This window comes from Vibrio sp. YYF0003 (genome assembly GCF_036350715.1).
Taxonomy (GTDB): Bacteria; Pseudomonadota; Gammaproteobacteria; order Enterobacterales; family Vibrionaceae; genus Vibrio; species Vibrio natriegens.
In genome coordinates, this window is sequence record NZ_JAZDWA010000010.1 from 74,289 (window position 1) to 80,650 (window position 6,362).

Sequence of the window (6,362 nt, forward strand, 5' to 3'; positions counted from 1 at the left end):
AAAGACCTAAGGTCTTTCAAATACAGTCGCGATACCCTGACCAAGACCGATACACATGGTCGCAAGGCCGTATTTCGCGTCTTTTGCTTCCATTAGGTTGATCAGCGTCGTAGAGATACGAGAGCCAGAACAGCCTAGTGGGTGACCGAGAGCAATTGCGCCACCATTCAGGTTCACTTTTTCGTCCATCACATCAAGCAGACCCAGGTCTTTCGCACATGGTAGTGACTGTGCTGCGAACGCTTCGTTTAGCTCGACTACGTCCATATCTTCGATAGACAGGCCTGCACGTTTTAGCGCTTTTTGTGTTGCTGGTACCGGACCGTAACCCATGATTGACGGATCGCAGCCTGCAACCGCCATGCCCTTGATACGCGCGCGAATCTTCAGACCAAGCTCGTTGGCTTTTTCTTCACTCATGATCAGCATTGCTGATGCACCATCTGACAGAGCAGAAGACGTACCTGCCGTCACAGTACCATTTGCCGGGTCGAATACCGGACGAAGCTGAGACAGGCCTTCGACTGACGTTTCTGGACGGATAACTTCATCGTAATCCAGAGTGAAGAGAGTGCCATCTGCCGCGTGACCTTCGATTGGCAGGATTTCGTTTTTAAAACGGCCTTCCACGGTGGCTGCATGAGCGCGAGCATGAGAGCGTGCCGCAAAGTCATCCTGTTGTTCACGGCTGATACCGTGTAGTTTGCCCAGCATTTCAGCCGTTAAGCCCATCATGCCAGCCGCTTTAGCTACGTTCTTTGCCATGCCTGGGTGAAAATCCACACCGTGGTTCATTGGTACGTGACCCATGTGCTCAACACCACCGATCAGACAGATCTCTGCGTCGCCTGTCATAATGGCACGTGTACCGTCATGTAGTGCCTGCATAGATGAACCACACAGACGGTTGACGGTAACCGCACTAATTTCAATTGGCAGACCAGCCAGTAGTGCTGCGTTACGGGCAACGTTAAAGCCTTGTTCTAGTGTTTGTTGTACACAGCCCCAGTAGATGTCTTCGATCTCACTTGGGTTAACTTGTGGGTTACGCGCCAGAATGCCTTTCATCAGTTGTGCTGATAGGTCTTCAGCACGAGTATTACGGAAAGCGCCACCTTTAGAGCGACCCATTGGGGTACGTAGACAATCTACTACGACAACATTTCTTGTTTGATTAGTCATTTTGGGAATCCCTCCTTAGATAGAGCCTTGCTGTTGTGCGCCGTAGAAGGTCTCGCCTTTGGCTGCCATATCAATCAGCATTTGCGGTACTTGGTACATCGCGCCTAGTTCAGCGTGTTGTTTTGCTGTTTCGATGTATTCAGCAATACCAACGCTGTCTAGGTAGCGGAATACACCGCCGCGGAATGGAGGGAAGCCCAGACCGTAAACCAGAGCCATGTCCGCTTCTTGTGGTGTCGCGATAATGCCTTCCTGTAGACACAGCACCACTTCGTTGATCATAGGAATCATCATACGTTGGATGATGGTTTGCTCGTCGAAGTCACGTTTATCTGCACATACGTCAGCTAATAGTGGCAAGATTTCTTCAGAGAAGGTCTTCTTCGGTTTGCCTTTCTTATCAACTGAATAGCTGTAGAAGCCGCTGCCATTTTTCTGGCCAAACTTGTTGGCTTCAAACAAAGTATCAATCGCATCGCGACCTTGCTTGCCCATACGCTCTGGGAAGCCTTCAGCCATGACGGCTTGTGCGTGGTGAGCGGTATCGATACCTACAACGTCAAGCAAGTATGCTGGACCCATTGGCCAACCAAACTTGCGTTCCATGATTTTGTCGATTTGAGTGAAGTCAGCGCCGTCACGAAGCAGCATGCTGAAACCACCAAAGTACGGGAACAGTACGCGGTTTACGAAGAAACCAGGGCAGTCATTAACGACGATTGGTGATTTACCCATTTTCGCTGCGTAAGCCACAACACGGTTGATGGTTTCATCTGACGTTTTTTCACCGCGGATTATCTCAACCAAAGGCATGCGATGCACAGGGTTAAAGAAGTGCATACCACAGAAGTTTTCTGGGCGTTGTAGTGACTGAGCCAGTACGTTGATTGGAATGGTCGATGTGTTCGACGTGATAACCGTATCTTCGCCCACGTTTTGTTCGATTTCGCTAAGTACCGCCGCTTTTACTTTCGGGTTCTCAACCACGGCTTCGACAATCACATCTGAGTTTTCGATGCCAGCGTAGTGCAAGCTTGGAGTAATAGACGCGAGGATGCCCGCCATCTTGAAGCCGTCAAGACGACCCGTCGCAAGACGCTTATTCAGCAGTTTAGACGCTTCGTTCATGCCCAAATCTAGAGATGCCTGAGCGATGTCTTTCATCAGTACAGGCACACCTTTCAGTGCAGATTGGTAAGCGATACCGCCACCCATGATACCTGCGCCAAGTACAGCAGCACGTTTAGTGTCTTTGTTTGCTGATTTTGCCGCTTTTTTAGCGATGCCTTTAATGTACTGATCACTAAGGAACAGACCAACCAATGATTTCGCTTCTTCTGATTTTGCCAGTTTAACGAAGTGCTTACGTTCAACATCCAGCGCTTCATTACGTGCAAATCCAGCGCCTTCTTCAATAGTAAGGACTGATGTGATTGGTGCTGGGTAGTGTGGGCCCGCTTTTTGTGCCACCAGGCCTTTTGCCATGGTGAAGCTCATCATCGACTCTAGCTTGCTTAGCGTTAGTGGTGATGTCTTTTGTTTGCGGCGAGCTTGCCAATCAAGTTTTTCGTTGATTGCCGATGTTAGTGTTTGCAGAGCGGATGCATGCAGAGAGTCTGAATCGACAACCGCATCTAACAGGCCAAGTTTTAGTGCTTCATCAGCACGGAGCGCTTTACCTTGTGTAATGATTTCCATCGCGTTATCAGCACCGATAACACGAGGTAGACGTACACAGCCCCCAAAACCTGGCATGATTCCAAGTTTCGTTTCTGGCAGGCCGATGCTGGTGGTTTTGTCACCGATGCGCATGTCTGTTGCCAATACACACTCGCAGCCACCACCAAGAGCGTGGCCCTTGATGACAGAGATGGTTGGTACTGGAAGGTCTTCAAGTTTGTTGAAGATGCTGTTGGCGAATTGTAGCCACTGATCCAGTTCTTCATCAGTCTTAGCAAACAGGCCTAAGAATTCAGTAATGTCTGCACCTACAATGAACGCATCTTTATCTGAAGTCAGCATTACGCCTTTCAGACCTTGGTGTGCGATAAGTGCATCAAGGGCTTTGTCTAGTGACTCAAGTGTCGCTAAATCGAGTTTATTTACGGATTTTGGCGAGCAGAAACTCAGCTCTGCAATGCCATCCTGTATTTCCTTTACCTGTAGGGTTTCGGCTTGGTAAATCATTGTCTATCTCCATGACATACAATCTGGGATTGTCTGTATACCTATTAAAATGGTGCCCTTCCTCGTATAAATAGCTTCGGATAAATAGGTATCGAGGAAGTGTTTTATTCTAATTCTGGCTTGACCATTGATGTTAGTTTTGATCGGTGGATGTTTAATTTCAATACATTTTTCAAACAAGTGTTTAACATTGTGCGCTGGGCCAGATCTTATGCGACTTGTAAATCACACTCGTGGTAGACTTCAGGCAAAGAGACAAGCGACCTAATTCTATGAATGACCAGCCTTATTTGATTCCTGCACAACCGACTCAATTTGAAGAAGAGATCAAAAAGAGTGTGTTTATTACTTATCTTGCCCATACGCCAAGTGTCGATGCTGCGAAAGCGTTTGTGGAGCAAGTAAAAACAAAACACGCGGATGCGAGGCATAATTGCTGGGGATTTGTCGCCGGAAGACCAGAAGACTCGATGAAGTGGGGCTTCAGTGACGATGGCGAACCGTCTGGAACGGCAGGCAAACCTATTCTCGCGCAGCTCTCTGGTTCAGGGGTTGGAGAAATAACGGCGGTTGTCACCCGTTACTCAGGCGGCATCAAATTAGGCACGGGTGGTTTAGTGAAGGCCTATGGTGGTGGTGTACAACAAGCACTCAGGCAGCTTCAAACTATTGAGAAAAAAATAACCACAAAGCTCAGACTAGCGTTAGACTATGGGTTTATGCCTATCGCACAGTCTATTATGCCTCAGTTTGGGGCGGTTGAAGTTGATGCTGAATACAGCGATCAGGTCGTGCTGGTGGTAGAAATTGAGCTTCGTGAAGTGAGCGGATTTACCCAAGCTATCATTAATAAAAGTGGGGCGAAGGCAATTGTTACCCCACTAGACGGAAAATAATGAAAAACAGTAAGCGACAGGGACAGCTTCGCTAGTCAATCAATCCATGCAATTTCGTTCAATTATTCGTATCGTCGGGCTATTGCTCGCGCTTTTTAGTGTCACAATGCTCGCGCCTGCGCTTGTCGCGCTGACTTACCGAGATGGCGCTGGTGTGCCTTTTGTCACGACCTTTTTTGTTCTGCTGTTTTGCGGGGCGGTGTGCTGGTTTCCGAACCGTAGGCATAAGCATGAGCTAAAAGCGCGTGACGGTTTCCTTATCGTAGTCTTATTCTGGACCGTATTGGGCAGTGCGGGCTCCATACCTTTTTTGATCGCTGATAATCCTAATATATCGGTAACGGACGCTTTTTTTGAGTCATTTTCCGCTTTGACGACCACCGGTGCGACGGTGATTGTTGGTCTGGATGAATTACCCAAAGCGATCTTGTTCTATCGTCAGCTACTCCAGTGGTTTGGTGGAATGGGGATCATCGTATTAGCAGTGGCTATTTTGCCTGTGCTAGGTATCGGTGGCATGCAGTTGTATCGTGCTGAAATCCCGGGGCCGGTAAAAGACACCAAAATGACGCCGCGAATTGCTGAGACAGCCAAAGCTCTTTGGTATATCTACTTGAGCCTGACGATTGCATGTGCGACAGCATTTTGGTTGGCAGGGATGACACCGTTTGACGCCATCAGCCATAGTTTCTCTACCATCGCGATTGGCGGTTTCTCAACGCATGACGCAAGCATGGGGTATTTCGACAGTTACGCAATCAACCTCATTACCGTCGTATTTCTCCTGATCTCAGCGTGTAACTTTACTTTGCACTTTGCGGCATTCTCGTCCGGCGGGGTACATCCTAAATACTATTGGAAAGATCCCGAGTTTCGCGCATTCATCTTTATACAGGTGATACTTTTTGTTGTTTGCTTCTTATTACTACTGAAGCACCACTCATACACGTCCACGTACGATGCTTTCGACCAAGCGCTTTTCCAAACGGTCTCTATCTCAACCACGGCTGGTTTTACGACAACAGGCTTTGCGGATTGGCCATTGTTCTTACCCGTCTTGCTGCTGTTCTCATCTTTTATTGGTGGATGTGCTGGTTCGACAGGCGGTGGTATGAAAGTAATTCGCATATTGCTGCTTACCTTACAAGGTGCTCGTGAGCTGAAGCGTCTGGTTCACCCTCGCGCGGTCTACACCATTAAAGTTGGTGGTAGCGCACTACCACAACGAGTCGTTGATGCCGTTTGGGGATTCTTCTCTGCGTATGCGTTGGTGTTTGTTGTGTGTATGTTGGGACTGATCGCAACAGGAATGGATGAACTGAGTGCATTCTCTGCCGTCGCCGCTACTTTGAATAACCTTGGTCCGGGCCTTGGAGAAGTGGCGCTTCATTTTGGTGATGTAAATGACAAAGCAAAATGGGTTCTGATCGTGTCCATGTTGTTTGGTCGTCTAGAAATCTTTACCTTACTCATTCTACTCACGCCAACGTTTTGGCGTAGCTAAGGGGATATCGTGGCAAAAGCATTGTTCTTATACTCTTCTCGTGAAGGGCAAACAAAAAAAATCTTCCACTATATAGATGAGAAGCTAACGGACTTCGATTGTGATTTAGTGGATCTACATAATGTAGACACTATTAATTTCGAACCCTATGACAAAGTGCTGGTTGGGGCTTCTATTCGCTATGGGCATTTGAATAAGAAGTTGTACCAATTTATTGAACGCCACCTTACTCAACTGGAAAAGCATAAAGTCGCTTTCTTCTGTGTGAACCTAACGGCACGTAAAGAAGACCAAGGTAAAGATACGCCAGAAGGCAGTGCGTATATTCGTAAGTTCTTGATGAAATCACCTTGGAAACCAGAGTTAATAGGCGTGTTTGCTGGCGCCCTTTATTATCCGCGCTACGGATGGTTCGACAAAATGATGATTAAGCTCATCATGTCGATGACGGATGGAGAAACGGATACAACGAAAGAGGTGGAATACACCAACTGGGAAAAAGTGACTCTTTTCACGGATAAATTCAAAGAACTGTAGAAATAACGTGCTCTTTTAAGTGTTTTTGATGCTATTTCATTCGAATGATAGAAAAT

General features: G+C 47.4%; 5 protein-coding genes. 3 read left to right on the top strand and 2 right to left on the bottom strand.

The features are described from left to right. Nucleotides 1-6: 6 nt before the first annotated feature. Nucleotides 7-1,182, bottom strand: coding sequence for an acetyl-CoA C-acyltransferase FadA (gene fadA, locus V1U08_RS21030; protein WP_330471371.1), 1,176 nt, complete (start codon nucleotides 1,180-1,182; stop codon nucleotides 7-9). A gap of 15 nt (nucleotides 1,183-1,197) precedes the next feature. Continuing rightward, a complete protein-coding gene (fadB, locus tag V1U08_RS21035) occupies nucleotides 1,198-3,369 on the bottom strand; it encodes a fatty acid oxidation complex subunit alpha FadB (RefSeq protein WP_330471372.1) in 2,172 nt (723 codons plus the stop codon). A gap of 272 nt (nucleotides 3,370-3,641) precedes the next feature. Between fadB and V1U08_RS21040 the strand changes: the two genes are divergently transcribed. Genes V1U08_RS21040 through hemG form a run of 3 tightly spaced genes read left to right on the top strand, consistent with a single transcriptional unit; the run spans nucleotide 3,642 to nucleotide 6,306 of the window. Beyond that, nucleotides 3,642-4,265 (top strand): YigZ family protein, encoded by a 624-nt coding sequence (locus tag V1U08_RS21040; RefSeq protein ID WP_014230440.1) that lies wholly within the window; start codon nucleotides 3,642-3,644, stop codon nucleotides 4,263-4,265. Between the two features lie 46 nt (nucleotides 4,266-4,311). Beyond that, nucleotides 4,312-5,769: a TrkH family potassium uptake protein gene (locus tag V1U08_RS21045; RefSeq protein WP_014230441.1), complete on the top strand. Its 1,458-nt coding sequence runs from the start codon at nucleotides 4,312-4,314 to the stop codon at nucleotides 5,767-5,769. Between the two features lie 9 nt (nucleotides 5,770-5,778). Then, on the top strand, nucleotides 5,779-6,306 hold the full coding sequence (gene hemG / locus V1U08_RS21050) for a menaquinone-dependent protoporphyrinogen IX dehydrogenase (protein WP_330471373.1): 528 nt from the start codon (nucleotides 5,779-5,781) through the stop codon (nucleotides 6,304-6,306). Nucleotides 6,307-6,362 lie beyond the last annotated feature (56 nt).

Excerpts from the sequence above, each read along its gene's own strand:
- fadA (WP_330471371.1), bottom strand. The coding sequence starts at position 1,182 with ATGACTAATCAAACAAGAAATGTTGTCGTAGTAGATTGTCTACGTACC.
- fadB (WP_330471372.1), bottom strand. The coding sequence starts at position 3,369 with ATGATTTACCAAGCCGAAACCCTACAGGTAAAGGAAATACAGGATGGC.
- V1U08_RS21040 (WP_014230440.1), top strand. The coding sequence starts at position 3,642 with ATGAATGACCAGCCTTATTTGATTCCTGCACAACCGACTCAATTTGAA.
- V1U08_RS21045 (WP_014230441.1), top strand. The coding sequence starts at position 4,312 with ATGCAATTTCGTTCAATTATTCGTATCGTCGGGCTATTGCTCGCGCTT.